General features: G+C 63.1%; 32 protein-coding genes. 18 read left to right on the forward strand and 14 right to left on the reverse strand.

The features are described 5' to 3' along the window. The first annotated feature begins 80 nt into the window (after nt 1-80). From IZ6_RS02855 to IZ6_RS02870, 4 genes are read left to right on the forward strand one after another with little or no spacing between them, the layout of a single operon-like run. Nucleotides 81-371, forward strand: a complete 291-nt coding sequence (locus IZ6_RS02855) for an aa3-type cytochrome c oxidase subunit IV (protein WP_222876509.1) — start codon at nt 81-83, stop codon at nt 369-371. A 16-nt stretch (nt 372-387) separates the two neighbouring features. Next, the gene (locus IZ6_RS02860; protein WP_222876510.1) at nt 388-1641 is read left to right on the forward strand and encodes a Re/Si-specific NAD(P)(+) transhydrogenase subunit alpha; all 1254 of its coding nucleotides are present in this window, start codon (nt 388-390) and stop codon (nt 1639-1641) included. Between the two features lie 2 nt (nt 1642-1643). Beyond that, nucleotides 1644-2024: a proton-translocating transhydrogenase family protein gene (locus IZ6_RS02865; protein ID WP_222876511.1), complete on the forward strand. Its 381-nt coding sequence runs from the start codon at nt 1644-1646 to the stop codon at nt 2022-2024. Between the two features lie 8 nt (nt 2025-2032). Next, entirely contained in the window at nt 2033-3433 is a 1401-nt protein-coding gene (locus tag IZ6_RS02870) for an NAD(P)(+) transhydrogenase (Re/Si-specific) subunit beta (protein ID WP_222877524.1), read from the forward strand. Between the two features lie 70 nt (nt 3434-3503). Here the strand turns inward: IZ6_RS02870 and IZ6_RS02875 are convergent, their stop codons facing one another. From IZ6_RS02875 to pdxR, 3 genes are all read right to left on the reverse strand, one after another. Next, complete coding sequence (locus tag IZ6_RS02875; RefSeq protein ID WP_222876512.1) at nt 3504-4367, reverse strand: tetratricopeptide repeat protein; 864 nt, start codon at nt 4365-4367, stop codon at nt 3504-3506. A 128-nt stretch (nt 4368-4495) separates the two neighbouring features. Continuing rightward, the gene (rpsU, locus tag IZ6_RS02880) at nt 4496-4726 is read right to left on the reverse strand and encodes a 30S ribosomal protein S21 (RefSeq protein WP_114958714.1); all 231 of its coding nucleotides are present in this window, start codon (nt 4724-4726) and stop codon (nt 4496-4498) included. A 131-nt stretch (nt 4727-4857) separates the two neighbouring features. Beyond that, nucleotides 4858-7503: a MocR-like pyridoxine biosynthesis transcription factor PdxR gene (gene pdxR, locus IZ6_RS02885; RefSeq protein WP_222876513.1), complete on the reverse strand. Its 2646-nt coding sequence runs from the start codon at nt 7501-7503 to the stop codon at nt 4858-4860. A 374-nt stretch (nt 7504-7877) separates the two neighbouring features. Here pdxR and urtA point away from each other — a divergent pair, with 374 nt between their 5' ends. Further along, nucleotides 7878-9110: an urea ABC transporter substrate-binding protein gene (gene urtA / locus IZ6_RS02890; RefSeq protein WP_222876514.1), complete on the forward strand. Its 1233-nt coding sequence runs from the start codon at nt 7878-7880 to the stop codon at nt 9108-9110. Nucleotides 9111-9243: 133 nt separating this feature from the next. Next, nucleotides 9244-9564 (forward strand): 2Fe-2S iron-sulfur cluster-binding protein, encoded by a 321-nt coding sequence (locus IZ6_RS02895; RefSeq protein WP_222876515.1) that lies wholly within the window; start codon nt 9244-9246, stop codon nt 9562-9564. Nucleotides 9565-9568: 4 nt separating this feature from the next. On the opposite strand, the gene IZ6_RS02900 is transcribed toward IZ6_RS02895, so the two are convergent. Both IZ6_RS02900 and purE read right to left on the reverse strand, forming a co-directional pair. Beyond that, nucleotides 9569-10663: a 5-(carboxyamino)imidazole ribonucleotide synthase gene (locus tag IZ6_RS02900; protein ID WP_222876516.1), complete on the reverse strand. Its 1095-nt coding sequence runs from the start codon at nt 10661-10663 to the stop codon at nt 9569-9571. Between the two features lie 2 nt (nt 10664-10665). Then, on the reverse strand, nt 10666-11166 hold the full coding sequence (gene purE / locus IZ6_RS02905) for a 5-(carboxyamino)imidazole ribonucleotide mutase (protein WP_222876517.1): 501 nt from the start codon (nt 11164-11166) through the stop codon (nt 10666-10668). Between the two features lie 407 nt (nt 11167-11573). On the opposite strand from purE, the gene IZ6_RS02910 reads away from it, so the two are divergent. Together IZ6_RS02910 and IZ6_RS02915 are read left to right on the forward strand one after the other, a co-directional pair. Further along, on the forward strand, nt 11574-12476 hold the full coding sequence (locus tag IZ6_RS02910) for a flagellar motor protein MotA (protein ID WP_222876518.1): 903 nt from the start codon (nt 11574-11576) through the stop codon (nt 12474-12476). Between the two features lies 1 nt (nt 12477). Then, nucleotides 12478-13488 carry a peptidoglycan -binding protein gene (locus IZ6_RS02915; RefSeq protein ID WP_222876519.1) on the forward strand — a complete coding sequence of 337 codons (1011 nt, stop codon included), beginning with the start codon at nt 12478-12480 and terminating at the stop codon, nt 13486-13488. Between the two features lie 3 nt (nt 13489-13491). Here IZ6_RS02915 and IZ6_RS02920 read toward each other — a convergent pair whose 3' ends face one another. Continuing rightward, on the reverse strand, nt 13492-15276 hold the full coding sequence (locus IZ6_RS02920) for an ABC transporter transmembrane domain-containing protein (RefSeq protein ID WP_225873982.1): 1785 nt from the start codon (nt 15274-15276) through the stop codon (nt 13492-13494). A 146-nt stretch (nt 15277-15422) separates the two neighbouring features. Between IZ6_RS02920 and rpmE the strand changes: the two genes are divergently transcribed. Continuing rightward, nucleotides 15423-15656, forward strand: a complete 234-nt coding sequence (gene rpmE, locus IZ6_RS02925; protein WP_222876521.1) for a 50S ribosomal protein L31 — start codon at nt 15423-15425, stop codon at nt 15654-15656. Between the two features lie 69 nt (nt 15657-15725). Here the strand turns inward: rpmE and rcdA are convergent, their stop codons facing one another. Then, the gene (gene rcdA / locus IZ6_RS02930) at nt 15726-16247 is read right to left on the reverse strand and encodes a protease adaptor protein RcdA (RefSeq protein ID WP_222876522.1); all 522 of its coding nucleotides are present in this window, start codon (nt 16245-16247) and stop codon (nt 15726-15728) included. Nucleotides 16248-16580: 333 nt separating this feature from the next. Further along, nucleotides 16581-16769 carry a DUF1192 domain-containing protein gene (locus IZ6_RS02935; protein ID WP_222876523.1) on the reverse strand — a complete coding sequence of 63 codons (189 nt, stop codon included), beginning with the start codon at nt 16767-16769 and terminating at the stop codon, nt 16581-16583. 178 nt (nt 16770-16947) lie between these two features. Between IZ6_RS02935 and IZ6_RS02940 the strand changes: the two genes are divergently transcribed. Next, nucleotides 16948-17670 carry a DUF1013 domain-containing protein gene (locus IZ6_RS02940; protein ID WP_222876524.1) on the forward strand — a complete coding sequence of 241 codons (723 nt, stop codon included), beginning with the start codon at nt 16948-16950 and terminating at the stop codon, nt 17668-17670. A 56-nt stretch (nt 17671-17726) separates the two neighbouring features. Here IZ6_RS02940 and IZ6_RS02945 read toward each other — a convergent pair whose 3' ends face one another. Then, complete coding sequence (locus tag IZ6_RS02945; protein WP_222876525.1) at nt 17727-17915, reverse strand: YdcH family protein; 189 nt, start codon at nt 17913-17915, stop codon at nt 17727-17729. 172 nt (nt 17916-18087) lie between these two features. Here IZ6_RS02945 and IZ6_RS02950 point away from each other — a divergent pair, with 172 nt between their 5' ends. Continuing rightward, nucleotides 18088-18300, forward strand: coding sequence for a YdcH family protein (locus IZ6_RS02950; protein WP_222876526.1), 213 nt, complete (start codon nt 18088-18090; stop codon nt 18298-18300). Between the two features lie 4 nt (nt 18301-18304). Here IZ6_RS02950 and IZ6_RS02955 read toward each other — a convergent pair whose 3' ends face one another. From IZ6_RS02955 to IZ6_RS02965, 3 genes are read right to left on the reverse strand one after another with little or no spacing between them, the layout of a single operon-like run. Continuing rightward, the gene (locus IZ6_RS02955) at nt 18305-19093 is read right to left on the reverse strand and encodes an inositol monophosphatase family protein (protein WP_222876527.1); all 789 of its coding nucleotides are present in this window, start codon (nt 19091-19093) and stop codon (nt 18305-18307) included. A gap of 44 nt (nt 19094-19137) precedes the next feature. After that, complete coding sequence (locus tag IZ6_RS02960; protein ID WP_222876528.1) at nt 19138-20172, reverse strand: tetratricopeptide repeat protein; 1035 nt, start codon at nt 20170-20172, stop codon at nt 19138-19140. Further along, nucleotides 20172-20807, reverse strand: coding sequence for a thiamine phosphate synthase (locus IZ6_RS02965; protein WP_222876529.1), 636 nt, complete (start codon nt 20805-20807; stop codon nt 20172-20174). The genes IZ6_RS02960 and IZ6_RS02965 overlap by 1 nt, the downstream gene beginning before the upstream one ends. 110 nt (nt 20808-20917) lie before the next feature. Between IZ6_RS02965 and IZ6_RS02970 the strand changes: the two genes are divergently transcribed. The 4 genes from IZ6_RS02970 to IZ6_RS02985 all read left to right on the forward strand — a co-directional run bounded on the left by IZ6_RS02970 (nt 20918) and on the right by IZ6_RS02985 (nt 22409). After that, the gene (locus IZ6_RS02970) at nt 20918-21544 is read left to right on the forward strand and encodes a hypothetical protein (RefSeq protein ID WP_222876530.1); all 627 of its coding nucleotides are present in this window, start codon (nt 20918-20920) and stop codon (nt 21542-21544) included. Between the two features lie 55 nt (nt 21545-21599). Then, a complete protein-coding gene (locus IZ6_RS02975; RefSeq protein WP_222876531.1) occupies nt 21600-21812 on the forward strand; it encodes a hypothetical protein in 213 nt (70 codons plus the stop codon). 9 nt (nt 21813-21821) lie between these two features. Further along, a complete protein-coding gene (locus IZ6_RS02980) occupies nt 21822-21983 on the forward strand; it encodes a hypothetical protein (RefSeq protein WP_222876532.1) in 162 nt (53 codons plus the stop codon). A gap of 216 nt (nt 21984-22199) precedes the next feature. Then, the gene (locus tag IZ6_RS02985; protein WP_222876533.1) at nt 22200-22409 is read left to right on the forward strand and encodes a cold-shock protein; all 210 of its coding nucleotides are present in this window, start codon (nt 22200-22202) and stop codon (nt 22407-22409) included. A gap of 69 nt (nt 22410-22478) precedes the next feature. Here the strand turns inward: IZ6_RS02985 and IZ6_RS02990 are convergent, their stop codons facing one another. Next, nucleotides 22479-22868 (reverse strand): hypothetical protein, encoded by a 390-nt coding sequence (locus IZ6_RS02990; RefSeq protein WP_222876534.1) that lies wholly within the window; start codon nt 22866-22868, stop codon nt 22479-22481. Between the two features lie 229 nt (nt 22869-23097). On the opposite strand from IZ6_RS02990, the gene IZ6_RS02995 reads away from it, so the two are divergent. From IZ6_RS02995 to IZ6_RS03005, 3 genes are all read left to right on the forward strand, one after another. Next, nucleotides 23098-23877, forward strand: coding sequence for a hypothetical protein (locus IZ6_RS02995; RefSeq protein ID WP_222876535.1), 780 nt, complete (start codon nt 23098-23100; stop codon nt 23875-23877). A 147-nt stretch (nt 23878-24024) separates the two neighbouring features. Then, entirely contained in the window at nt 24025-24831 is an 807-nt protein-coding gene (locus IZ6_RS03000) for a transglutaminase-like domain-containing protein (protein WP_222876536.1), read from the forward strand. 65 nt (nt 24832-24896) lie between these two features. Then, nucleotides 24897-25043, forward strand: coding sequence for a hypothetical protein (locus tag IZ6_RS03005; protein WP_222876537.1), 147 nt, complete (start codon nt 24897-24899; stop codon nt 25041-25043). Nucleotides 25044-25097: 54 nt separating this feature from the next. Here IZ6_RS03005 and IZ6_RS03010 read toward each other — a convergent pair whose 3' ends face one another. Continuing rightward, entirely contained in the window at nt 25098-25268 is a 171-nt protein-coding gene (locus IZ6_RS03010; RefSeq protein ID WP_222876538.1) for a hypothetical protein, read from the reverse strand. Nucleotides 25269-25371: the final 103 nt, after the last annotated feature.

The raw sequence follows: 25371 nt of genomic DNA on the forward strand, positions 1-25371 counted from the left end.
TTTTGTGGCGGGAGCGTTGCCCTGCAGAGTGCTTTCCTTTAAAGGCGGCACTTAATCCATCTGCAACCTGGGGAGAGGTCATGGCCGAGCATGGCAAGGTCGAATATGCGACTGCGACCGGCAATGATTATGCCGAGCACGAGGGCACCTATCTCAACGTCATGAAGCTGACGAAAGTCGGCACCGTGGCCATCCTCGCAGGCGTCGTTTCCCTTGGAATCTGGGGCACGACCGGCCATCTCGGCTGGACCGCCTTCGGCATCGTCCTGTCGCTCATTCTGCTGGCTTACGGCCTTTATCGCGACAACGTCGTCCCGGTGACCGGCCTGCTGGTTTTCCTGCTCATCGTCTGGGCCTTCTTGGCCGGCTGAACCTGGTTGATCCCCTATGCGTATTGCCGTTCTCGCTGAAACCGACGCCAATGAAGCGCGCGTTGCCGCAACCCCGGAAACCGTCAAGAAGCTGAAAGCTCTCGGCGCCGATATCGTTATCGAGGAAGGTGCGGGCGAAGAGTCCGGCATTCTCGACGCCGAGTATAAGGCTGCCGGCGCCGACATCGTCGCCGTCGGCAAAGCCGCGACCAAGGCCGATGTGGTTTTCTCGGTTCGCCGTCCGACGGCCGCCCAGCTCAAGGGCATCAATGACGGCGCCGCCGTCATCGCCATCGCCGATCCCTACGGCAATGAGGCCGAGCTCAAAACCATCGCCGGCACCGATGCCGTGCTGTTTGCCATGGAACTGATGCCGCGCATCACGCGCGCCCAGGTCATGGACGTCCTCTCCTCCCAGGCGAACCTTGCGGGCTACCGCGCGGTGATCGACGCCTCGGCCGAATACGGCCGCGCTTTCCCGATGATGATGACCGCCGCCGGCACCATTCCCGCCGCGCGCGTCTTCGTCATGGGCGTCGGCGTTGCCGGCCTTCAGGCCATCGCCACGGCCCGCCGCCTCGGTGCCATCGTCACGGCGACCGACGTCCGCCCGGCGACGAAGGAACAGGTGGAATCGCTCGGCGCGAAGTTCATCGCCGTCGAGAACGAAGAGTTCAAACAGGCCGAGACCTCGGGCGGCTACGCCAAGGAAATGTCGACCGATTATAAGAAGCAGCAGGCCGAACTCGTCGCCGCGCATATCGCCAAGCAGGACGTCGTCATTACGACGGCGCTGATCCCGGGCCGCGCGGCGCCGGTGCTCGTCACCTCCGCGATGATCAAGTCGATGAAGCCGGGTTCGGTGATCGTCGATCTTGCGGTCGAACGCGGCGGCAATGTCGAAGGCGTCAAGCTCGGCAAGATCGCGGACGTGAACGGCGTGAAGATCGTCGGCCATGCAAACGTTGCCGGCCGTCTCGCCGCGTCCGCTTCGGCGCTTTATGCGAAGAACCTTCTCGCCTTTGTCGAAACGCTGATCGACAAGGAAAAGAAGGCGCTGGCCATCAACTGGGAAGACGAGCTCGTGAAGGCGACCGCGCTGACGCGCGGCGGCGCGATCGTTCATCCGAATTTCGGCGGCAAGGCCGAGAAGCCGGCGGCTGAAAAATCCGAAGGCGACAAACCTGCGGCGCCGAAGGCTGCCAAGAAACCCGCCACCAAGTCTGCTGCCGACAAGCCGGCTGCGAAGTCCAAGTCCAAGGGGGCCTGATCATGATTCAGTTCGCTCAGGCGACCGCAACGCCGGAAGCCGTCGCTGACGCCGGCGCCGCCGCCGCGCACGCCGCGACCGGCATCGATCCGTTCGTTTTCCGCTTCGCGATCTTCGTGCTCGCGATCTTCGTCGGTTACTACGTGGTGTGGAGCGTGACGCCGGCGCTGCATACGCCGCTGATGGCGGTCACCAACGCCATCTCGTCCGTCATCGTGGTCGGCGCGCTGCTCTCGGTCGGCGTCTCGCTCGATCTCGGCGGCGACGGCCCGGTCTGGGCGCGTGCGCTCGGCTTCTTCGCGCTGATCCTTGCCTCCGTAAACATCTTCGGCGGCTTCCTGGTCACGCAGCGCATGCTCGCAATGTATAAGAAGAAGGGCTGAGCGCCGTGATCAACATCAATATCGCCCAGTTCCTCTACCTCGCCGCCGGCATCCTCTTCATCCTGGCGCTGCGCGGTCTCTCGCATCCGACGACGTCCCGTCAGGGCAATACGTTCGGCATGATCGGCATGGCGCTTGCCATCGGCACGACGCTCGTCATCTCGCCGCCGGCCGACGTGCTCGGCTGGGGTCTTGTCGTCGGCGGCATCACCATCGGCGGCATCATCGGTGCGGTGATCGCCAAGCGCATCGCCATGACGGACATGCCGCAGCTCGTTGCGGCCTTCCACTCGCTCGTCGGTCTTGCCGCGGTGCTCGTCGCTGCCGGTGCGCTCTATGCGCCGGATGCGTTCGGTATCGGCGAACCGGGTTCGATCCACGGTTCGAGCCTGATCGAAATGTCGCTCGGCGCCGCCATCGGCGCCATGACGTTCACGGGTTCGGTCATCGCTTTCCTCAAGCTCGCCGCCATGATGTCGGGCGCCCCGATCATTCTGCCGGCGCGCCATCTGCTGAACATCGCGCTTGCCGCCGGTATCGTCGTTCTGATCGGCGTCTTCTTCGTCACCGAAAGCCATCTGGTGTTCTGGGCGATCGCGGCGCTGGCGCTCGTTCTCGGCGTCACTCTCATCATCCCGATCGGCGGCGCGGACATGCCGGTCGTCGTGTCGATGCTCAACTCCTATTCGGGTTGGGCGGCTGCCGGCATCGGCTTCACGCTCGGCAATCTCGCGCTGATCATCACCGGCGCGCTTGTCGGCTCGTCGGGTGCGATCCTCTCCTACATCATGTGCAAGGCGATGAACCGGAGCTTCTTCTCCGTCATCCTCGGCGGCTTCGGCGGCGAGGTTGCGGCGGGCACCGGCAAGGTCGAAACGCGCCCCGTCAAGCAGGGTTCTGCGGACGACGCGGCCTTCATCATGAAGAACGCCGAAAAGGTCATCATCGTGCCGGGTTACGGCATGGCGGTGGCGCAGGCGCAGCATGCGACGCGCGAAATGGCCGACCTGCTGAAGAAGGCGGGCGTCGAAGTGAAATACGCCATTCATCCGGTCGCGGGCCGCATGCCCGGCCATATGAACGTGCTGCTCGCCGAAGCGAACGTGCCCTATGACGAGGTCTTCGAACTCGAAGACATCAATGCCGAGTTCGCGCAGGCGGACGTGGCTTTCGTCATCGGCGCGAACGACGTGACCAACCCGCTCGCCAAGACCGATCCGAAATCCTCGATCTACGGCATGCCGATCCTTGACGTCGAAAAGGCGAAGACGGTTCTGTTCATCAAGCGCGGCATGGGCTCCGGCTATGCCGGCGTCGAGAACGAGCTGTTCTTCCGCCCGAACACGATGATGCTGTTCGGCGATGCGAAGAAGATGACCGACTCGATCGTCAAAGGCCTCGGCCACTAAGCGGCTGCAGAGGGACAAACAAAAAGGGCGCCGTGCGGCGCCCTTTTTTGTTGGCTTGCCCAGCCGAAAATCAGTTCATCAGATTGTAGGTCTGGCCGGTTTTGCCGCCGGTGCGGTTGAAGGCATCGCGCGCCGCCGTGTTCTTCGGCGAGACCTGCACGGCGCGGGCGTAAGACGCCTTGGCGCGCTCCTGATCGCCCTGCGCTTCATAGGCCTGGCCACGGCCGATCCAGGCTTCCACAGCGTTGCCTGAGGTCGCAAGCGCAGTGTTGAAATCATCAAGCGCCGATTTCGGATCGTTCAGCGCGAGGTACGAGTAGCCGCGGGCAATGCGCGGCGGCGTCGCATTGGCGTCCGCCGTGATGGCGCGGTTGAAGTCTTCGACCGCGAACATGTGCTGGTTCTGCGCCTGCTGGACGAGGCCGCGATTGTGATAGGCCTCGGCATTGTGCCGGTCGATCTGGATGGCGCGGTTATAATCGTTCATCGCCATCTCGAACTGGCGCGCCTGGCGGTAAACGTTCCCGCGGCCGACATAGGCGGCGACATAATTCGGATTGGCGGTGATGGCGCGCTCGTAATCGGCGATCGCCAGCTGCGGCTGGCCGAGGCTGACCTGGGCAAGGCCGCGATTGGCATAGGCCTGGGCGAAGTTCGGATCGAGGCGGAGAGCGGTGTCGAAATCGAGCATCGCTTCCTTGTATTTGCCGGCGCGGGCCAGCGCCGAGCCGCGGGTGTTATAGGCCTGCGGATCCTGCGGATTGCGGGCAACGACATCCGACAGCGAGGCGATATTGGCCTGCGATGAGGCGGCGACTTCCGTGTTGACCTTGGGGCCGCCCGACGAGGTCGTCTCGCAGCCGCCCAGGACAAGCGCAGCGCAGCCCGCAAGGAGCAGGCGCTTGACCGGTCGTCCGGAGGCGGTGTGCGGCATGGTTTCAGGTTTCCCGGGGCAAATCCTCTGCGGCCCGAATGCGGCGACAGTGGGACTCCCAACGCAAAAGCGCCCGAGAGTATGACCCGCGGGCGCTTACTAACTGCTTTCGCAATGAAGGCCGCGAATTAGCGCGCGGCGGGCTTCTTCATCGGGATGAGGCCTTCGCGCTGGGCGCGCTTGCGGGCCAGCTTGCGGGCGCGGCGAACGGCTTCCGCCTTCTCGCGTGCCTTCTTCTCGGAGGGCTTCTCGTAATGGCCGCGCAGCTTCATCTCACGGAAGATGCCTTCACGCTGCATCTTCTTTTTGAGCGCCTTGAGCGCCTGATCGACGTTGTTGTCGCGAACGAGAACCTGCACGGGCAGCACATCCTTTGAAAATTATAGGAACTTGGCAGCGGGTGAGCACCCGGGGGCGCCGCAACCGGCACTGCCGATTGGGGCTGCGAATATCAGACGAGTCGCGATTTGTCCAATAGGAAAGGCCTAAATCAGGCCGAAGCCCGGGACAGGGGCGTCACATAGGGGCGGAAGGCCGATTTATCGGTCCCGCAATCGGGGCAGCGGAAGCCGGGACGGACCTCCCCGAAGGGGGTCCCCGGCTGGGCGCCCTGAGGGGGATGTCCCTGGCTTTCCTCATAGATGTAATAGCAGCCCCGGCAGATATAGCGCCGTCCGGCCTCGGCCTGGACCGCCACGGGCGGGGCGAGGGGGGCGGTCCCCTCGGCCAGGGGCACCTCCACCGGATCGCCGACCACCACTTTCCCGGCTTTGCGGGTCACAAGGTAAATCCCAAGATCCTTGTGTCCAAAGCCGGCCCGCAGCGAGGCCGGAATATCGAGGTCCCGGCGGCCGGTCGCGGGGTTCACATTGGTAGCTCCGCAGCGGCCATTGCGCCGGTCGACCCTGAACGTCGCGTCGCCGATGGCGACATCGCTGCCGATCCAGTCGAACTCCGACCAGGGGGCGGCACCGTCGATATAGAAATTAGCGCGGAAGCGGATGGGATCGATTTCGACGCCCCATTGCTCCTCAAGGCGGCGGACGGTCGCCAGATTGATCAGCGACAAGACGGCATCGGGCTTGTCCATGAAATGGCCCTCGCGGCTTTTCACGAGGCGCGGGGCGCCGCGCAGGGTCGGCACCAGGCGGTGGAAGAAATCCTCGACTTCGGCGCGACCGTCTGCCGTCGAAATATCGGCCGACAGGATCTGGCTGTTGCCGCTGAGCACCGTGAGGTGCAGCGTCTCGTGATCGAGATGGGTTTTCACCTGCGCCAGCGCCTCATCGAGCATCAGCATCACGAACAGGCCCTTCTTGGCCCATTTCGGATCGTCCTGGTCGATCGGCACGCCCGGCCGCGCCAGCGCGAAGACGCGGTCGAACGGAAAGGGTTTGCCGGCTTCGAGATGCACGCCCGGCATCGCTTCGGCGCTGAGGCCTTTCACCGGATAACGATAAATGCCGTGAAGGACTGGCATGGTGCTGGTGCTCTCGCGTGTTTTGTCCGCGCCGGACTTTGCACGACGGGAAGCGGAACCGCGTAGGGCCGGTTTCTGAACGAAATTGGGGGCCGGACGCGTCCGGCGCCGCGGCTCGGCCCGCGGGGCGCGGCGCAGAGGTTCGTGGATCATCAGCTGATCGACGAAGCCGGGCTGGTCGTCGAGCGTGTCGTCGACAGCATCGGACAGGCGCGCAATGCCCTGTTCGATCTGCCGAGGCGTCAGCGAGGCATAGCCGAGCACGATGCCGCGCCGCGTCAATGTTCCGCTCAGGGCATCGTAAGCGCCGCCCGCGGCGAGCGGATAAATCCCGACACGCGCTTTGCGCGCCAAGGCCTCCAGAACATTGGCCTCCGGCACACCCTGCGGCAATTGCCAGAGCATATGCAAGCCGCCGGTCTCGCCCGAGAGTTCGACATCGCCGAAATGCCGCTGCAGCGCATGAACGAGAACGTCGCGGCTTTCGCGGTATTGCGTGCGCAGGCGCATCAGATGCGCGGCATAGCTGCCGGAGCGAATGAACTCGGCGAGAGCGGACTGCTCAAGCCAGGGATTGCCGTTGTTGAGAAGGGTTTTTGCGGTGCGCACGGCATCGATGAGCTGCGGGGGCACGACCATGTAACCGAGGCGAAGCCCGGCGCCGAGCGATTTGGAAAACGTGCCGAGATAGATCGTGCAGTCGGGCGCGAGCGCCGCGACCGCCTGCAGCGGCGATCCCTCATAGCGGAAATCGCTGTCGTAATCGTCCTCGAGAAGGTAGCAGCCATTGCGCCGCGCCCACAGAACAATGTCCTTACGCCGCTCAAGCGATAAAGTATGCCCGGTCGGGTATTGGTGCGAGGGCGTCAGATATAAAAGTGCGACATCGCGCTCGGGAAGCTCTGCCGCAACGAGCCCGTCTTCATCGACGGGAATGGGCAAAAGCTCGGCGCCCGCCGCCTCGAACGTGAACGCCGCGCCCTGATAGCAGGGGTTCTCGATGGCCGCCGCAACGCCCGGCCGCAGAAAAAGCTGAGAAGCGAGACTGATGCCTTCCTGAATGCCGCTGACGACCACGATCTGCCCGGGATCCGCGACAATGCCGCGCGTCGCCGAAAGATAGTTTGCGATCGCTGAGCGCAATACGAAAAGTCCGGTGGGATCGGAATAGTGCGCGAGCCCCGCAGGCCCGCCATGCGAGAGCGCGCCGAGAAGAAGGCGGCGCCAGGTTTTGATCGGAAACAGCGAAGCGCTGGGCCTTCCCGGGAAAAAATCGAAAGACAGCCGGCCGCGGTTCTGCGCGACGAGTTTCTGCGCGCGGCCCGCAAAGAGCGGGGCGGGCATCGGCCGTGCCGTCTCGGGCGGCAGCGTGTCGGCCGGAATGGCGCGCGGGCGGATCAGCGTATCGGGCAGTTCGTGCACGGCGAAGACGCCGGATGCCGCGCGCGTTTCGACATAGCCTTCGATCTCAAGCGTCTCATAGGCGCGGACGACGGTGTTGCGGGCAATGTCGAGCTGATCGGCGAGCCGCCGCGACGACGGCAGGCGCGTGCCGGGCGCAACGCGCCCATGGCGGATGGCGTCGCGGAATTGCTCCACGAGCTGTGCCGTCAGCGACTCGCTGCGCGAGCGGTCGAGGAGAACGGGTATCTGCATTCTCTGCCCCCGAACCGGCCATGCAGGTTTGGAGCCAGCGGCCGATTTTTCAAGCAAACACAGTAAGGACGGGCGCGATGCGCCGATAGGTCCAGTTTGCCGCAATAACTGGTGCCAGATACGCGATGGCGACTGGACTCAAAGTTCGCGCGAGCCGGCGTAACTGCACCCCGTGCGATCATTCCGGCGGTGCGAAGGCCCTCCGCCCGGTCACTTTCTGTGCAGGCGCAGCGTTTCGGCGGTTTCGGACCGCGGGTTGTCTGGAGTGCCGACAATTTCGCCCAATGGCTCTCGGGTTCGCACCGCTTCAGCGCGCACGATCGGCTTCAGGCCGGGGGCATCGATCCCGGCTGTTTCGAACCTGGGGAACTTCCATGAAACTCACACGTCGCATGCTGGGGGCAGGCGTGGCCGCCCTCGTAATGGCGGGCTCCGTGCCGCTCGCCACCGCCGCGGAAGACACGATCAAGATCGGTGTCCTTCATTCGCTGTCCGGCACCATGGCCATTTCGGAGACCATCCTGAAGGACGTCATCCTGATGGAAGTCGATGAGATCAACAAAAAGGGCGGTCTTCTCGGCAAGAAGGTGGAAGCCGTTGTCGTCGATCCGGCGTCGAACTGGCCGCTTTTCGCCGAAAAGGCGCGCGAGCTCATCAGCCGCGAGAAGGTTGCGGCGGTGTTCGGCTGCTGGACGTCGGTGTCGCGCAAATCCGTGTTGCCGGTGTTCGAAGAACTTGACGGGCTTTTGTTCTACCCGCTCGAATATGAGGGAGAGGAAAGCTCGAAGAACATTTTCTACGGCTCGTCCGTGCCGGACAATAAAGCGATTCCGGCGGTCGAATATCTGATGAGCGCAGATGGCGGCAGCATCAAGCGATTCGTGCTTGAAGGTACGGACTATGTCTATCCGCGCACCTCGAACAAAATCATCCGCGCATTTCTGAAATCGAAGGGTGTTGCCGATGAAGACATCCGCGAAAACTACACACCGTTCGGTTTCAACGACTGGCAGACGGAAGTCTCTGCCATCAAGAAATTCGGTTCCGAAGGCAAGCCCACCGCGGTGATTTCGACCGTCAACGGCGATGCGAACGTGCCGTTCTACAAGGAACTCGGCAATCAGGGCGTCAAGGCGACCGACATTCCCGTCATCGCCTTCTCGGTCGGTGAAGAAGAGTTGAAAGGTCTCGATACCACGCCGCTGGTCGGCCATCTCGCCGGCTGGAGTTATTTCATGTCGGTCAACACGCCGGAGAACAAGGCATTCATCAAGAAGTGGCACGACTACACGAAGGATCCGAAGCGCGTCACCAACGATCCGATGGAGTCCGCCTACAATCTTTTCCGTCTGTGGACGCAGGCCGTGAAGAAAGCGGGATCGACGGATGTCGACAAGGTGCGCGAGGCGATCATTGGCGAGAAGGTTGTTTCTCCGACCGGCTATGAAGTCGTGATGAACAAGAACCATCACGTAACCAAGCCCGTGATGATCGGCGAAGTGCAGGCCGACGGCCAGTTCGAGATCGTCTATCAGAGCAAGCCCGTCGCGCCGAAGCCGTGGAGCCCCTACCTCCCGGAAAACGCCAAGCGCAACCAAACCAACTGAGCAATACGCCCGCGCGGACGTCACGCCGCGCGGGCGATGGCCCGGAGACCGTCCCTACATTCAGACCGGCCTTCTGTCCCCGGTGCGGATGCGGAAAGCTCCGGGCCTTTTCCTTCGCGCGGATTGCAAGATCATGCTCAAAGTCATCTTCGTAACGCCGTGCGGCGCGCGCATCGAGATCGAGGCGCAGACTGACGACAGCCTGATGTTCGCCGCCCTGACCAATGGGCTCGACGGAATCATCGCCGAATGCGGCGGCGGCATGGTGTGCGGCACCTGCCATGTCTATGTCGCGGAGGAACAGTTCGGGCGTCTTCCGCCGATGAGCCATGAGGAAGACGATATTCTGGAAACGGTCGCGGGCGGACGGCGCGCGACCAGCCGGCTGAGCTGCCAGATCAAGATGACGGATGAACTCGACGGGCTCGTTGTGACAATCCCGGAGACGCAGTAGCCGCTCAGTCTTCCGGGGTCAGCCGGTTGATATGGCCCATTTTCCGGCCGGGGCGGGCAGCCCCCTTGCCGTAAAGGTGAATATGGACCCCCGGGCTGGCCGCAAGCTGCTGCCAGGCATGGACTTCATCGCCGAGGAGATTGGTCATCTCAGAACGGCCGAGACGCTTAGGGCTGCCCAGCGGCCAGCCGGCAATGGCCCTGATATGCTGCTCGAACTGGCTGGTTTCGGCCCCGTCCTGAGTCCAGTGGCCGGAATTGTGGACTCTCGGGGCCAGTTCGTTGACCAGGACCTGGTCCCGCCCGTTTTCCCGCACTACGAACATCTCGACCCCGATGACCCCGACATAATTGAGGGCCTCGGCGATCTTGCCGGCGATCTTGAGCGCCTCGGCCGAGGTCTCGGCCGAGAGCGCTGCGGGGACGGTCGAGGTGCGCAGGATGTGGTTCTCGTGGCGGTTCTCGGTGACGTCGAAGGCCTGAAACTCACCACGGGCATTGCGGGCTGCAACGACCGAGACCTCAATCTCGAACGGCACGAAGGCCTCGAGCACCGCGGGCTGGCTGCCGATGGCGGCGAATGCCGCGGCAAGATCCGCCTCTTCGCGGATCATGGTCTGGCCCTTGCCGTCATAGCCGAACCGGCGCGTCTTCAAGACGCTCGGGCGGCCGAGCTTACGGACCGCGGCGAGGAGTTCGGCCTCGCTGTTCACTTCGGCGAAATCGGCGAGCGGCACGCCGAGATTTTTCAGGAACGTCTTTTCCGCAAGCCGGTCCTGTGTCGTCGCGAGCGCATGCGCGTCGGGATAAAGCGGTTTCGACTTTGCGAGAATTTCCGCGGTTTTCGCCGGCACGTTCTCGAACTCGTAGGTGACGAGATCGACTTCGCTGGCAAAACGGATGAGTGCGGCCTCATCCTCGTAATCAGCCTGTGTATGGGCGGCAGATACGTCGAAAGCCGGGCCCGTGTCCGGACAGAAAATATGGATCTTGAAGCCGAGCCGCGCCGCATCGAGCGCCAGCATGCGGCCAAGCTGGCCGCCGCCGAGAATCCCGATCGTGGCGCCGGGCTTCAGGGCGCCGTTCTCATCGCGTGCCATGTTCAGGCGGTTCCGGTAACGGGCGTCTCGGCAATCTTCGCCGTCTGCTTGGCGCGCCATTCGTCAAGGCGCGCGGCGAGAGCCTTATCGTGCAGCGACAGAACGCTGGCCGCGAGTAGCGCGGCATTGATCGCGCCGGCTTTGCCGATGGCGAGCGTGCCGACGGGAATGCCGGCCGGCATCTGAACGATCGACAGCAGCGAATCCATACCGGAGAGGGATTTGGTTTCCACCGGCACGCCGAAGACGGGCAGGGGCGTCAGCGAGGCCGTCATGCCGGGCAGATGCGCGGCGCCGCCGGCCCCCGCGATCACGACCTGGAAGCCTTCGTCCCGCGCGCCCTTGGCGAACTCATAAAGACGGTCGGGCGTCCGATGGGCCGAGACGATACGCGTATCATGGGCGATGCCGAGCGCATCCAGCGTCTCCGCCGTATGCTGCATGATCTCCCAATCCGACTGGCTGCCCATAATGATGGCAACAGGCTTTGCCTGTCCGGCCATGGCTGCTCCTTCCGCCCCCGAAAAGAAGCGCCGGACTATAGGGAGGGGCCCTTACAGAGGCAAGGCAAAGGCAAAGCTGTGCTTAAGGCGTTGGCGAAGCCGGATTCTGCGACGGCTTTTTCCAGCAGATGGGGCCGCCTTTGACCGGCCGGCACTCCCAGCTGTCATCGAGGATGCCGGTATTCACCGCTCTCTTCCGCTCAAAAGGCCCGATGGGCGGTGCACCGGCGAACCACCAGAGCGTGAAGACGCCAAGAAGCATGAGCCAAAGCCAGGCCCGGAGTTCTTTCCTCACATCGGCCTCATATCCGCGTCATCCACTTTGCATCTTACAGGATCGCGGTCTCGTCGTTTGCATGACAGACGGGCTTGGTTAAGCTCCGCGACCCGTTGGGAGGGGAAGCCGGATGAGCGTGCAAGATTTCGATCCTTACAAACTGTCCTCGCCCCGGGGCTTTCTGCTCCGCATGCTGTTGTTCGTCCTGCTGGTGGGCTTCATCGTACTCATCCTGCACGAGCAAATCCGGCGCGCTTTCCTCGCCAATCCCGGTCTGAACGGTCTGATCTTCGGCGTTCTGTTCATCGGCATCGTGCTCGCCTTCCGGCAGGTCATTCGCCTCTTCCGCGAAGTCCGCTGGGTCAATGATTTCAGAATCTCCGATCCAGGCATGACGCTGCGCGATGCGCCGGTTCTGCTCGCGCCGATGGCAAGCCTTCTCGGCAATCGCCTCGGCCGCGCCTCGATCTCGACCCTGACCTTGCGCTCGATCCTTGATTCGGTCGGCACGCGCCTCGACGAAGCGCGCGATATCGGCCGCTATCTCACCGGCCTTCTCGTCTTCCTCGGCCTTCTCGGCACGTTCTGGGGCCTACTCGAAACCGTCTCCTCGATCGGCGCGGTTATCGGCGGTCTGTCGGTACAGGGGGATGCCGCCGTGGTGTTCGACGATCTGAAGCGCGGTCTCGGCGAGCCGCTCGCCGGCATGGGCATCGCGTTCTCGTCATCGCTGTTCGGCCTTGCCGGATCGCTCGTTCTCGGCTTCCTCGATCTGCAGGCGGGCTCAGCGCAGAACCGCTTCTACAACGAACTCGAAGACTGGCTGTCGGGCACCGTCGCCGGCGCTCGCATCGAAGAGCAGGAGATCGAGCTTTCGGGCTCCACTGCGCAGGTCAAGATCGCCGACGGCATGTCGCGTCTCGTCGAGCATCTGCGCGCCGAACAGCGCCTCATCCGCGACTGGATGCAGAAGCAGGCCGCGGACACCGAAGAAATCCGCCGCATGATGATCGACAAAAAGGATAAGCACTGAGATGGCGCGGAGGTCGCGCCGCGAGCGCCATGTCGATTACTGGCCGGGCTTTGTCGATGCGCTTGCGACGCTGCTCATGGTCATCATCTTTCTGCTGTCGGTCTTCGTCGTTGCGCAATTTGTTCTGTCGCGCGAAGTCTCGAGCCGCGATACCGCACTCGACCGGCTGAATATGCAGATCGCGGAACTGACGGATTCGCTTGCCATGGAGCGCTCGTCGAAGCGCTCGATGCAGGACGAACTTGCGGCGCTTTCCGCCTCGCTTGCCACGGCCGAGGCCGAACGCAAGAGACTGCAGGGCGAGCGCGACGGTGCGGCGAGCGGTGCGGGCCAAGCGCAGACTCTCTCGACCGAACTCGATCAGCAGAAAGACATCTCAAGCCGCGCTCTGGCGCAGGTCGAACTTCTCAACCAGCAGATTTCGGCGCTGCGCCGCCAGATCGCCGCGCTCGAAGATGCGCTCGAAGCGTCTGAGGCGCGCGGCCGTGAAAGCCAGGCGAAGATTGCCGATCTCGGCTCCCGCCTGAATGTGGCGCTTGCGCAGCGCGTGCAGGAGCTTGCGCGCTATCGCTCCGACTTCTTCGGCCGGTTGCGCGAAATTCTCGCCAATCGTCCGGATATTCGCATCGAAGGCGACCGTTTCGTCTTTCCGTCGGAAGTCTTTTTCGATGTCGGCTCGGCGGCGATCTCGCCGTCCGGTCTTTCGCAGCTCGACAAGCTGGCGGAAGCATTGCGCGCGCTTGAGGGACAGATCCCGCCTGAAATCAAATGGGTCCTGCGCGTCGACGGTCATACAGACAAGCGCCCGCAGTTCTCGGCGCAATTTCCGTCGAACTGGGAGCTGTCGGCCGGCCGCGCCATCGCGGTCGTAAAATATCTCGTCTCTAAGGGCATCTCGCCCCAGCATCTCGTCGCCGCCGGCTTCGGTGAATTCCAGCCGCTCGATACCGGAACGACCGAAGAAGCTTTTGCGCGCAACCGGCGCCTGGAGCTGAAGCTGACGGAACGCTGAGTTTTACGCAAACTGCAGATGCGCAAGGCGCGCATATAACCCGTCCTTTGCGACGAGTTCGGCATGCGTGCCCTGTTCGACGATGCGGCCCTCATCGATGACGAGAATGCGGTCGGCCTTGAGCACGGTCGCAAGGCGATGTGCGACGACAAGCGTCGTCTTACCCTTCATCAGCCGGTGCAGCGCGTCCTGAACGAGGGCCTCACTCTCGGCGTCGAGCGCCGAGGTCGCTTCATCCAGAAGAAGAATCGGCGCATCGCGCAGGATGGCGCGGGCAATGGCGAGACGCTGGCGCTGGCCGCCCGAAAGCGTCACGCCGCGCTCACCGACTTCGGTGTCATAGCCTTCCGGCAGCGCGCGGAGGAACCCGTCGGCGGCGGCATCGCGCGCCGCAGCCTCAACGGCTGCATCCGACGCATCGGGATGTCCGAAGCGGATATTGTCGCGCGCCGTTGCGGCGAAGACGACCGGATCCTGCGGCACGAGCGCCATGCGCGAGCGCAGTTCGAACAGATCCGCGCTGCGCACATCGACGCCGTCGATGAGAACGCGTCCTTCGGCGGGATCGTAAAAGCGCAGCAGAAGATGAAAGAGCGTCGACTTGCCGGCGCCGGACGGGCCGACAAGCGCAATCGTCTGTCCCGGTTGGACGCGGAACGACACGCCGTTCAGCACCGTCGAATGCGGGCGGGCCGGATAGGCGAAGCGGATGTCCTCGAAACTGATCGCGCCTTTTGCCGGAACGGGAAGCGGCGTCGAATTTTTGGGGCTTTCGATCTGCGGCTCGACCTGCAGCAATTCGTCAAGACGCTCGGCCGCGCCCGCGGCCTGGCTGACATCGCCCCAAACCTGTGAGATTTCGCCGAGCGCACCCGCGGCGAAGACCGCATAGAGCACGAACTGGCTGAGAAGCCCTGCGCTCATGCGGCCGGCAATGACATCTGTCGCGCCCCACCAGAGGATCGCAACCACGCTGGCGAAAACAAGGAAGATGACGACGGCGGTGAGCACGGCGCGCGTTGCCGTCGCATCGCGTGCGCCGCGATAGGCACGCTGGACCGCGGCGTCGAAACGTCCGGACAATTGGCTCTCGGCGGTGAAGGCCTGGACGGTGCGCATCGCACCGATGGCTTCGCCCGCCAGCGCCGATGCATCCGCCAAAGTGTCCTGTGCGGTGCGCGAGCGGCGCTGCACGGCTCTGCCGAACGCAACGAGCGGCAGGACAATGAGCGGAATGGCGATGAGGACGAGGGCGGAGAGGCGCGGGCTCGTCACGACCATCATGATCGCCGCGCCGAAGAAGAGGAACATGTTGCGCAGCGCAACAGAGGCCGAGGCGCCGAAGGTCGATTTGATCAGCGTCGTGTCGGCGGCAAGGCGCGAGACGAGTTCGCCCGAGCGCGCATCGTCATAAAAATTCGGAGAGAGCTTTGTGAGATGGGCGAGGACCGAAGACCGCACATCGGCGACGACGCGCTCGCCGAGCGTCATGACCAAATAGTAGCGGGAGGCGGAAGCCCCGGCGAGGAGGGCCGCCACCGCGACCATCGCCCCGAAATAGAGGTTTACGAGTTCGGCCTGCCCGGCCGAAAAGCCGAAATCGACCACGCGGCCGACGGCCACGGGCACGACAAGGGTTGCCGCCGAGGCCACGACCAAGGCCAGAAAGGCCAGCGCAATCCGGCCTTTATCGCGCAGGGCGAAGGGCGCAAGCGCCAGCAGGGGCCGCAGGCGGCGGTTCTTGGGGGCAGGCGGGGTCTCGGTCATCGCAAGGTCCGGGCGGACCATGCCCATCCGGGCCGGTCGGAGGCAAGACCGCGGGACGGCCAAGATGACGCGGAAGGGTTGCCTAGAGGGCCCCCATCCGGTATAGCCGCGCCTTCCAGATTTTACCGACGATGTGAGGCGCTTAGGCAGCGCCCCGAAGGCGAGCCATGAAAAGCGGAATTCACCCGGACTACCATTTCATCAAGATCGTGATGACCGACGGCACCGAGTATCAGACCCGGTCGACCTACGGCAAAGAGGGTGACTCCCTCCAGCTCGACATCGATTCCAAGACCCATCCGGCCTGGACCGGCGGCGAGCAGAAGCTTCTGGACCGCGCCGGCCGCGTGTCGAAGTTCTCGGCCAAGTTCGGCTCGATCGGCGCCGCCAAGCCGCGCTGATCTTCCGACCTTTCGGAATAAAAAAAGCCCCGCTCAGCGGGGCTTTTTTGTTGCGCGGTACAATTGGTATCAGGCGCCGGTGAAAGCCGTGCGCAGAAGCGCGAGCTGGCTTTCGATCGGGTTGGAGCGCACGGGCTCTTCGGCTTTGCCGTTGATCTGGTTTTCCAGCATCAGAACGCGGCCCTGCAGGCGTTCGGTGCGGTCGACAAGCTCGCGCAGCCGTTCCGGCAGGCTCTCAAAGGTCTCGATGGCGACGGTCGAGCGGCCGGTCGTCAGCTTCACTTTCTGCTTTTCCTGACGGGCCTGTTCCTGGTTCATCTCGCCTTCATTGGCGGCGCGCTGGATCAGGAGCCAGGACGCAATCTGCATCAGGCGGGTGGTGAGACGCATGCTTTCGGTCGCGTAAGCGAGCGCGGCAGCGCGGGCGAGCTTGCGGCTCTCCTCACGGCCTTCTCCGTCGAGATAGGCAGCCGTTTCTTCGACCAGAGCCATGCCCTCGCGGAACAGCGTGCGGAAGCTTTCGGAAGAAACGAGCTTCTGGCCGAAGGAAACGAAGCCCTCATCGGTCAGGTTTTCGGACGTCTCACTCATACGCATCTCAAACGGGGGCGCACAGAACAAGAAAGGCAGACGCCCCAAGCCCGCCGGGGCCTACAGTGGCGCGCCTTTGATCCAAACGGAAGTTAAAACTTAACCAATGGTTACCGATGCGGCCCGGCCGCCCGCGGGGCTCCGGCCCGGCGAGGATCATAAAAAAGAGCCGCCGGGGGGCGGCTCTAGTCTGATGACAGGGAGGCGTCAAACAGAGCGGCGCGGTGCCGCTCCGAAATCCAGAAACCTGGATACAGTATGTAAATAACTCAGAAAGCTTAATGCTACGTTAACGAGCGAGTATCTACCGCCTTATCGCAGAGGTGGCAGCGTTCAGCGAGGCCCGAATACGCTGTCGGCGGCGGCGCGCTGCGCCGATTTCTTCTGGCGAGCTTCCTCCAAGCGGGAGATTTCAGCTTTCAGAAGCGCGATACGCTCGTCAAAGTCTTCAATCGACAGGGAATAAAGGTCCTGGCCGATCTCGTGGGCAACCTTCCGGATCGGTCTGTCCTCGTCGGGCATGGCACCCATTGTTCGCTCCCTTTCCGCGCCGGTTTGCAAAAAGTGTAACGCAGAACAGCCGGAAAATCGCTGGAGGCGTTTGCCTCAATCGGGCGGCATCTCTATATTCCGCCCATTCCGGTCATTTTAGTTGGACCATGCTTCGCCCCGGCGGGCGAAGCGCACAGGAGATATTGCTATGGCCACAGCGCCCCTCATGCCGAAGGCAACGGCCGTCTGGCTCGTCGACAACACCAGTCTGTCGTTCGCCCAGATCGCGGATTTCTGCCATCTGCACGAGCTTGAGGTGAAGGCCATCGCCGACGGCGACGCCGCCCAGGGCATTCGCGGCATCGACCCGATTTCGGGCGGCCAGCTGGCCCGCGAAGAGGTCGAGAAGGCGGAGAAGGATCCGGCCTACCGGCTGAAGGTTCTGGAAAGCAAAGTGCGCCTTCCCGAGGTCAAGCGCCGCAAGGGCCCGCGCTACACCCCGGTCTCGCGCCGCCATGACCGTCCGAACGCCATTCTCTGGCTGCTCCGCAATCATCCGGAGCTGAAGGACAGCCAGATCATGCGTCTCGTCGGCACGACGAAATCGACTATCCAGACGATCCGTGAGCGCACGCACTGGAACATCGCGACCATGACGCCGATCGATCCGGTGGCGCTGGGCCTGTGCTCGCAGCTCGATCTCGATTTTGAAGTGAACAAGGCTTCGAAGAACGCTCCGCCGCGCCCCGAGGGTGAGGAAATCGGCGGCCAGACGCTGCTGCCGGCGGAAGTTACAACGGCGCCGGGCAGCCAGCCCTTTGCCGATTTCGAGCCGAGCGAGCGCCGCCGCGACGAAGAAGAAAAGATCGACGCCGACTCGGTCTTCGCCAAACTCAAAAATCTGCGCCGCGACGACGAAGACGAGCAGTAGAGCTCGTCTGCCGCCGTTCGCTGCCCAGTCGGGCGAATTTTTGGAAAATTTTCGGTTTAGTGAAGGGTCTCGCCGGGCGGGGCCGTCTTCAGGCGAGTGATCTCGTCCTTAAGCTTGAGCTTTTGCCGCTTCAGTTCCGCAAGGCGGGTTTCATTGGCTGAAGGGCGGGAGAGTTCGTCTTCGATCTGCCGTTCGAGCGTCTTGTGCTTATTCTCAAGCGCTGAAAGATGCGAAGCTATCGACATTCGATCTCCTCCTAATGCTGAGGAACCCCAGACTGACACGGGTTCGTCACGCTGTCGATTCGGCACTAAGACTTAGGCACATTCTGGGCCGGGCCTTGAAGAAAGCTTCCAGTCGCAGCAATACTTCGCCCGATAAGGGGCCTCTTGCGGGGGCCGGAGCGGAACTCCCAGCATGACCGAGGAACAGGACGACGAAAGCGCGCTGCGCGCCGAACTGTCCCGCCTCGAAGAGGAGCATCGCGATCTCGACGGCGCGATCTTTGCGCTCGAGCGCCTGGGTACGGGCGACCGGCTGCAGGTTCAGCGTCTGAAAAAGAGAAAGCTCCACCTCAAAGACCGCATCTCGCATATCGAAGACGCGCTGACGCCGGACATTATCGCCTGAAGGCTCACGCCTTCTTCAAGCGTTCCAGCAGAGCTTTGTGGATGGTCTCGTTGCCGGCGCACAGATGGCCGTGCTCGAACATGTCGTCGCGGCCGTTGAGATCGGTCACATAGCCGCCGGCCTCGCGGATCAGCAGAATGCCCGCCGCGATATCCCAGGGCTTCAGATCGCGCTCCCAGAAACCGTCAAGACGGCCGGCCGCAAGATAAGCGAGATCGAGCGAGGCTGCGCCCATGCGGCGGATGCCGGCGACTTCGGTCTGTACGGATTTCAGCTCGCGGCCGAAGAGATCGTGATCGCCTTTGCCGCGATGGGTGACGCCGGTGCCGATGACGCAATCGTTCAATCGCTGGCGGGCGGCGACACGGATGCGGCGGTCGTTGAGGAAGGCGCCCTGGCCGCGTTCGGCGGTGAAGAGCTCGTCATTGACCGGATTGTAGACAACCGCGGCGATCAGCTGGCTGTTCTTCTCCAGCGCGACGGACACGGCAAATTGCGGAATGCCGTGCAGGAAGTTGGTCGTGCCGTCGAGCGGATCGATGATGAAACGCTGCGACGCGTCCGAGCCCGCAACCGCACCGCCTTCCTCGAGAAGAAAACCGATCTCGGGCCGCGCCTTCTGCAATTCCTTGACGAGAATTTCCTCGGCCTTGCGGTCGGCTGCGGAGACGAAATCCGAAGGTCCCTTGATCGAAACCTGAAGCTGCTCGACCTCGCCGAAATCGCGCCGCATGCCGCGCCCGGCTTTGGTCGCAGCCTGAATCATCACATTCATCAAAGGAGAGCGGGGCATTTCGAACGCGCTGCCGGAAAAAGGGGGTGGGGAAGAGAGGGCGGTTACTGGACCTTGGCGGCGGGAGCGTCAAGGGCGGCGGATTCGCCGGTCTTGGCGAATTCCGCGGCACGCGCCTCGGCCTTTTTCAATTCCTCATCGGTGAGCCCGTTGAGAAGGTCATCGAGAAAGGGATCGACCGCGCCGAGCTTCCTCGAGCGCATATGCCAGGCGGCGGCAAGCACGCTGTCGGCCTCGACCCCGCGGCCCACCGCATAGCAGCGGGCAAGGCGGTTCATTGCGCCGACGTGCCCTCTGAGCGCGGCGCGCTGGAACAGCTTGAATGCGCCTTCTTCATTCTTCGCAACACCGGTGCCGTTGAACATGGCGACGGCATATTCGGCCATGGCATCGAGGTGGCCCTGCGCTGCCGCGCGGCTCAAAAATTCGGTGCCGAGGGCTTTGTCCTCTTTGACGCCGGAGCCGGACCGAAGCGCCGAGCCCCATGCATATTCGGCATCGGGGTTTCCGGCTTCCGCCGCGATCTTGAAATGCCCGGCCGCTTTCACGTGATCCGGCAGGACGACATCGCCCTCAAGCAAAAGAAGCCCGGTATTGTAATGACCGATCGGATCGCCCTTGTCCGCCGCGCGCTTGAACAAATCGGCAGCGCCCTTTTTGTCCTTCGGCGTGCCATTGCCTTCGAGCTTCAAAAGCCCGAGCGCCACCATGGAATTGGTATCGTCCTCTTTGGCGCCGAGCGCATACCATTCGGCGGCCTTCGCAAAATCCGTCGGAAAGCCGAGGCCGTTTTCGTAGATGAAGCCGATCAGCGTCATGGCCGGGCCGGGATCTTCCTTCGCCGCAACGCGCTTCAACGCCTCGTTCATGGCAAGGAAATATTCGCCGCGCTGGAACGCGCCGAAGGCGAGGTCGCCTTCGGGCACCGGAGCTTCCGGCGAAGCCGCAGCATCGGGCGATGACAGCGGAAACATCGGCAGATCGGGCGGCGTAAAGGGCGGTTCGATCGCCGGAAGATCGGGGGGCGCTGCGAGCGCCGGCGCCGCAACCAGGAAGGTTGCGAAGAGAAGGCGGCGCATCACGGCGCGGACTCGAGCGCCGGTATCTGTTCGGCTGCGGCTTTGACGGCCGCGGCCGGACCGTCCTTATGTGTCCATACGAAAGCGCCGAGCGCGACGAAGTCGGCGCGCGTTGCGGCGATGGGCGCAACGGAATCGAAGGTTTCCGCCTGGCCGACACAGGGCGTCGTGAAGATCTCGGCCCACCAGCCGCAGCGTTCGACGACAATATCGAGCGGCACGTCTCCGCCTTTGCCGGGATCGCCGAAGAGGACGTAATCGGTGTTCACTTCGCCGGCGCTCATCGCCGCGTCTTTTGTGCGCAAACCACCCGCACCGACGATCTTGTCCGGCTTGAAGCGCGATATCGCCTCGCGCGCCTGTTTGTCGCCGAGCACATGCAGCCCGTCGGCTCCCGATTTGCCGACGAGATCGGCAGAGCCCTCGATCAGGGCGGCAGCGCCTGCGGCCTGAACCGCTTCGATCAGGGGTTTGAGCATTTTCAAAAGCGCGCGCTCATCCGCGCCGTAATCGGTGCGCAGGACCACCGCCGCAAACGGCGCGGCCGACAGGGCGGCGGCCAAAGGCGCGCCAAAATCGGCATCGGCCCCGAGCGGCGGAGAGATCAGCATAAGGCGGGAAGGGGTATCGGCCATGGGAAGAGCCTTCTAGCAGGGGGCAATGGCGAAATGTAGATGGGTAAAATGGGCGGTTTGCACCGGCCCGGGTCTGGGCTAGGGAAGGCGGCAATTGGCGGGTCTTTCCCTTGGCGTATTTCCTCATCACCGGGCTTGGCGGCACCGGCAAATCGGCACTCGTTTATGAACTGCGCAAACGCGGCCGCAAGGCCGTGGATGCCGACGACGTGCGGGGTCTATCCTCCTGGAAGAATATCAAGACCGGCGAGGCGGTCGACGGCATGCCGCCGCAGCCGATCGATTTCACCAAATACCGCTTTGCCTGGGACGAGGAAGCGATGCTCGCGCTCTTCGGCCAGAAAGGGCCGGTCTATCTGTGCGGCGGGGCATGGAATGCGCGCGCCTTTTATCCGTGCTTCGAGCATATTTTCGTCCTGGCGCCGGACAAGCCTTCGGCGCGAAAGCCAAAAGCCTCGAAGAAACCGCAGGTGCTCACGAAGAAGCAGATCGAACAGAAAAAGCTTGGAAAGACCGATCCCGCGCTCGCCGAGCCGCTGCCCAATATTCCGGGCGCCAGCATCATCCAGGGCGCGCGCTCGATCCCCGAGATCGCAGACGAGGTGCTGGCCAAGTCGAGCCGTGTGCTGAGCCCGCGTTCGATGCGCGGATTCTTAAGGCTTGTGCGGCCCAAAGCTGTGCGGCTCGTTAAGAAACTGGAGGCGCGGCGCATGCCGCGTACGGCCTCAGGGGCCTGAATGTTTATTTTCCTCGGCCCATATCAATCGCCGGGGAAAAGCCTATCTTGGGTGCATGCCTCACAAATTCCGCATCGGCGATGCCGTCGATCTCGCCCAGAATCGTCTGAATACGCCGCGCGGTCCTTACAAGATCACGAGCCTGATGCCGGAGGGACGCGACGGCGAACCTCAATATCGCATCAAAAGCGATGCACCGGGTCCCGAGCGTGTTGTGACGGAAGTCGAAATCGTGCCGCGCGCGCGTTCTGCGACGTTCAGCGCTTAAAGCCGTAAAATGCCGCGAATCCGCACCATGGCTCAGGAAGAGCGCGCGATCAGCGCAAGGAAAGCCTGGGCGGAATATATCGACGAAAAAACGGTGCTGGCCGAACGGACGGCGAAGCTCAGAGCCATCCGCCTTGCGGCGCAGACGGCAAAGCCCGTTCCCAAGAGCTGAAATGCGGCGATTTGCTTTCTGACCGGAAAGCGCGCATAATGGTTGAACCCAATCTCCCCGAGACATATTTCGTGGACAAAACCAGCTGGGCCCAGCTCAGCCGGTGGGAACGAATATTGATTTGCCTTGTCCGTACGTCCTGAAGGGTGTGCTTCCAAGTCACTCTCGATTTTCGATTATCAGGAACGCGCGATGCGCGCATATACGGAGGCCATCATGGCTACGACAGGTACTGTTAAATTCTACAACTCGCAGAAGGGCTTCGGCTTCATCCAGCCGGAAACCGGCGGCCCGGACGTGTTCGTCCACGCCACCGCTCTCGAGCAGGCCGGCATCTACACGCTGAACGAAGGCCAGAAGGTCACGTTCGAAGTCGTGTCGGATCGCGGCAAGACCAAGGCCGCGAGCCTGCAGGTCGAGAAGTAATCCTTCTCCCTTGACGTAAATACAAAAGCGCGGGTTCTCACGAACCCGCGCTTTTTTGTGTCCGATCGCTTAGTCTTCCATGCAGACGGTGACGATCTTCTTCTTGCGCTTTTCCTTCCAGCAGACGAGGTCGTCATCGTCGTGAGCGGCTGCCGCAGCACCCGCCGCGATCAGGCCGACGCCAAGGCCGATGCCGAAGCCGGCGCCCGGGTGCCAGCCACCGCCGCCACCGCCACCGCCGCCGCCACCACCGCCGCCGCCGCCGGGAGGAGCAAAGCCGCCCGGTCCGCCCGGTCCCGGTCCACCCGGCCAGGCACCGCCGCCGCCACCGCCGCCACCAGGGGGCGGAGCCATTTCACCGCCCGGACCCATCGGGGGCAGAGCGAGAGCGGCCGAAACCGAAGAGAGAGTGATTACGGTCGCCGCCACAGCGGAGACCAAACGCTTTGAGAGTGTCATCAGGTGTTTCCTTCCAATTCGCTTAGGAGCGTGGAGGATCGGCCCGATTGCCTTGCCTCAATGCCCGTTGATCATTGGTCGCGGGCGGGGCAAAGCGGGTTCAAAACTCAGTTGCGGGACTTTATTCCTGAACAACCGTTCGGTTAGCGATTAACCCCATCACCAGCCTGGGATTAAAATCAGCCTGATTTGTCTGGATTCCTGCAAAAGAGAGCCTATATGCGTACATATGCAGACTATCTATGCCTTTGAGCTCGGTGATCAGGTCGATCTGGCCCGGGCCGTCCACAACACCTTCCGCGGTCCTTACGAGATTACGGCGATCCTGCCGGAGAATCCGTCGGGCGAGCCGCAATATGCCCTCCGCAGCGAGAGCGGCGCCGAGCGCGTCGTGACCGAGGCCGAGATCCTGCCGGCCATGGCCCCTGTAGAGGCGCCCAAGCCGTCGCCGGAAGAGGCCAAGGCGAAGCGCGAAGCTGATCGTAAGGAACGGGAAGAACAGGCGAATTCCGCCTGGAAGGACTATCTCGACGAGCGCGACCATGTCGCCCGCCGCACCGCCGAACTGCGCGAACTGCGCCTGAAGGCTGAGGCCGAGGCGGCTGAAAAGATCGCCCGCCTGGCCCGCGAAGCCTCCGCCAACAAGGCGAAGGCCGGCGGCAAGACCGCCCTCGGCAAGGTGAACGGCGCCAAGGCCGACCCGGCCAAAGGGAAAGCCGAAGCCAAGCCTTCTGTAAAGGGTAAGGTTGAGGCGAAGGCCCCGGCGGCCAAAACTCCCGTCGCTAAAGCCCAGGTGAAGCCTGTTGTTAAGCCGAAGCTCGAGGCCAAGCCGGCCGAAAAGCCGAAGGCCAAGGCGGCTCCGGCCAAGCCCGCCGCCAAGGCCAAGCCCGCCGCGAAAGCCCCGGCCAAGGCCAAGGCTCCGGTGAAGGCTGCGGCCAAGACGGCGGCCCGCCCGAAAGCGGCGTCGGTCAGCCGGACCAAGCCGAAGGCCAAAGCCAAGAGCCGCTGAAATATCCTCTGATTGGGGCTCTCACGAATTCCGGGAAATCGATACGGCGGTGCCTCTGGCGCCGCCGTTTTCATTTGCGCGCACAATCGCGTGCGGCATACGTGCCGCGCGTCCGATCCGTGCTACAGCCATTCTTTGCGAGGTGCGATGCGGATTCTGGTTGGCTGCGAGATGATTTATGAGCTGCCCCAGGCAACGCCCATTATCGCGATGCTCAACGTTCATGCCTCGCGCGTCTCCGACCTCGAACGCCCCGATTATCTGACGACCTCGCCCTCGGTGCCGCTTCAGGGCTATCGCGACAGTTTCGGAAACTGGTGCATGCGCTTCATTGCGCCCGCCGGCACGTTCACCATCCGCACCGATACAATCGTCCGCGACAGCGGCAATCCCGACGGGCAGGGCGGCGACGCGCCGGAAATCCCTGTATCGCAGCTTCCGGCAGACACGCTGCTGTTTCTGCTCGGCAGCCGCTATGTCGAAACCGACAGGCTCAGCGACATTGCCTGGAAGCTGTTCGGCCATTTGCCGCCGGGCTGGTCACGCGTGCAGGCGATCTGCGATTTCGTGCACAGCCATATCGCCTTTGCCTATGCGGATTCACGGCCGACCCGCACCGCGTTCGAGGCCTATGAAGAAAAGATCGGCGTCTGCCGCGATTACGCGCATCTGGCTTTGGCGTTCATCCGCAGCCTCAATATTCCGGCGCGGTACTGCACCGGCTATGTCTCGGATATAGGCCTGCCGCTGCCGCATGCGCCGGGCGATTTCGCCGCCTGGATCGAGGTTTTTCTCGGCGGCAGCTGGCACATGTTCGATCCGCGCAACAACGATCCGCGCGTCGGCCGCATCCTCATCGCCTATGGGCGCGATGCCGCCGATGTGCCGCTGACCCTGACGTTCGGGCCCAACACGCTGACGGGGTTCAAGGTCGTGACGGAAGAGGCAGCTTAAGATCTCGCCCTTGCGCACCGGCACAATCGGGCGTTTGCTCCAAAAATAACAAAGAGGAAAACGCCATGGCCAAGGGACAGCAGCGCAGCAACCGGGAAGCCAAAAAGCCCAAAAAGGAAAAGCCGAAAACCATCGCCGCGGCGCCGTCGACGAAGAACTCGGTGGTCAGCGACAGCATGGCGCGCCAGCAGGGCGGCGGCAAAAAGCACTAGCTTCCGACGCGGTAGTCCGGCCGCCGCGCGGCCGGGTGTCAGGAGATGCAGCCCTCAGACCCGGCGCATGCCCGGGTCGAGATGGGTGCCGTACTGCTTCTGCTCGGCATCGCGCTTTTGCATCATCTCCTCATAGGCCTTCTTCGCCTCGTCGGAGAGCTGCACGCGCTTGGCCTTCTCGGCCTTGCGCTTGGGCGCCTTGGTGAAGGTATTCGGCGTCTTCATGGAGTTCGGTTTCGCCTCAGTCTGAATGACGGGCGGGACGCTAGCACGGGTCGCGGAGGGAGTGGATTCCTCGGCTTTCGATACTTTGGTTTCGGTAAAAAAA

This window comes from Terrihabitans soli (genome assembly GCF_014191545.1).
GTDB classification, from domain to species: Bacteria; Pseudomonadota; Alphaproteobacteria; order Rhizobiales; family Methylopilaceae; genus Flaviflagellibacter; species Flaviflagellibacter soli.